General features: G+C 52.2%; 2 protein-coding genes and 1 pseudogene. 2 read left to right on the top strand and 1 reads right to left on the bottom strand.

The window, feature by feature from the left end; translation table 11 throughout:
- Positions 1 to 173: 173 nt before the first annotated feature.
- On the bottom strand, positions 174 to 593 hold the full coding sequence (locus L5470_RS13305) for a cupin domain-containing protein (RefSeq protein ID WP_448514333.1): 420 nt from the start codon (positions 591 to 593) through the stop codon (positions 174 to 176).
- A gap of 100 nt (positions 594 to 693) precedes the next feature.
- On the opposite strand from L5470_RS13305, the gene dapB reads away from it, so the two are divergent.
- Positions 694 to 1509: a 4-hydroxy-tetrahydrodipicolinate reductase gene (dapB, locus tag L5470_RS13310; protein ID WP_099798812.1), complete on the top strand. Its 816-nt coding sequence runs from the start codon at positions 694 to 696 to the stop codon at positions 1507 to 1509.
- A gap of 88 nt (positions 1510 to 1597) precedes the next feature.
- Positions 1598 to 1783 (top strand): annotated as a pseudogene (locus L5470_RS13315) (zinc ribbon domain-containing protein); the annotation flags it as partial.
- Positions 1784 to 1786 lie beyond the last annotated feature (3 nt).

Raw genomic sequence — 1786 nt, forward strand, 5'->3', positions numbered from 1 at the left:
ATACATAAACGTAGTCCCAATAGCAGAAATGCTTGAGGTGAGTAGGGGGTCTTTGACTGCCCCCACCCGCATTAAGTTGTGGGTGACAGCTCAAGGGAAAAGCGAAGCAACGCGGCTTCAGCCCGTTGCGTAGCATCCTTTGGGAATCCCCTCTCTTTCAAGGAGGGGAGAAGTCAAGCCCAGCCTTCGATAGTCACATCTACGCGATCGCCCTCGTGAGACAGCGGTGCGATGTTTAGGTAATAAAGAGGAGTATCTGCGGATAGATTGCGCAGCCAGTGAAGGCATTGGGCATCCACATGGACGTAGGAGCCTGTTTCTACAGGGGTACGAGTTAAGGCAGTTACAGCCACCGCATTGGCAGGSGGAGTCATCGGACAGGTAATGAGTTCGCCAACCCCAGCCACAATTAAAAAGACATCATCCCCACGGTGGTGGTAGTGAGGGTAGTTTGCCTGTCCTGGCTCAATGCGATAGAGACTGGAGGCCAAGTCTGGATTGTGATGATCCAGCGGGCAAACAGCATAGCCCGGTCGTTTGGGAATCCACGTTTGACAACGGTCAACTAATTCTGGAAAGGAAAAAACAACCATAGTCGTTGGGGTCAATAGCCAAATTCTGTCTATGGGTTTATTGTATCCTCTAGCGATCGCGGTATCCTAGCTAGGCAGTGGGCTAAAGCCGGAGTCTTGGATGAGTATGCAAATCCCTGTGATTGTTGTTGGTGCCTTGGGCAAGATGGGTCGCGAGGTGGTTAAGGCGGTGCAGCACGCCCCAGATACTCAACTCTACGCAGCCGTTGATCGGCACCACATCGGTGAAGATGTTGGCGAAGTTCTGGGGGTGGGGGCGCTGGAGGTTCCCCTCAGCGGCAGTCTCCAAGAGGTTTGCGTTGCCGCAGCCCAAGAAAAACAGCCAGTTGTCATGGTGGACTTTACCCACCCCCAAGCAGTTTATGAGAATGTCCGCATGGCCATTGCCTACGGCGTTTATCCGGTGGTGGGGACGACCGGCCTCAGCCATGACCAGATTGCTGACCTTGCCGAGTTTGCAGATAAAGCAGAGATGGGAGCGGTGATTGCTCCCAACTTTTCGATCGGTATGGTGTTGCTGCAAGAGGCCGCTATTCGCGCTAGTCAGTACTTTGATCATGTGGAAATTATTGAACTGCACCACAATCAAAAGGCGGATGCCCCCAGTGGAACAGCCGTGCAAACTGCTCAGCGCTTAGCAGAGCTAGGTAAACCCTTTAACCCTGCCCAAGTAGAGGAAACGGAACATCTGGCTGGTGCTCGTGGTGCTCACGCTAGTGGCAATATTCGCATTCACAGTGTGCGCCTCCCAGGGTTAATTGCCCACCAAGAGGTGATTTTTGGCTCAGCAGGGCAAGTCTATACCCTCCGCCACGATACTAGCGATCGCCAATGCTATATGCCCGGTGTCCTCTTAGCCATTCGGAAAGTTATCCATCTCAAACGCCTGATCTATGGCCTTGAAAAGCTGCTCTGAGGGATAGCACATCTGGCACATTATCGAATTGGTAGTGGTGAACAGTTGACATCCTCCCTTCACTGCGCTCAGGAAGGGGATTCCATCGGAATACAAGGGTATCAAGGAAGGAGTTGAGGTGGTTGCTGTACCMCCTGCCTATACCAGTCAAACCTGCCATTGTTGCTTGCATATTGGGCTGAGGACTGAAAAAAAGTTCAAGTGTGGGCATTGCGGATGGATTGGTGATGCAGACCTAAATGGAGCAATCAATATTGCGCTTTTGGGGCAGTAGATC

Source organism: Synechococcus sp. PCC 6717 (genome assembly GCF_022698185.1).
GTDB classification, from domain to species: Bacteria; Cyanobacteriota; Cyanobacteriia; order Thermosynechococcales; family Thermosynechococcaceae; genus Thermosynechococcus; species Thermosynechococcus lividus.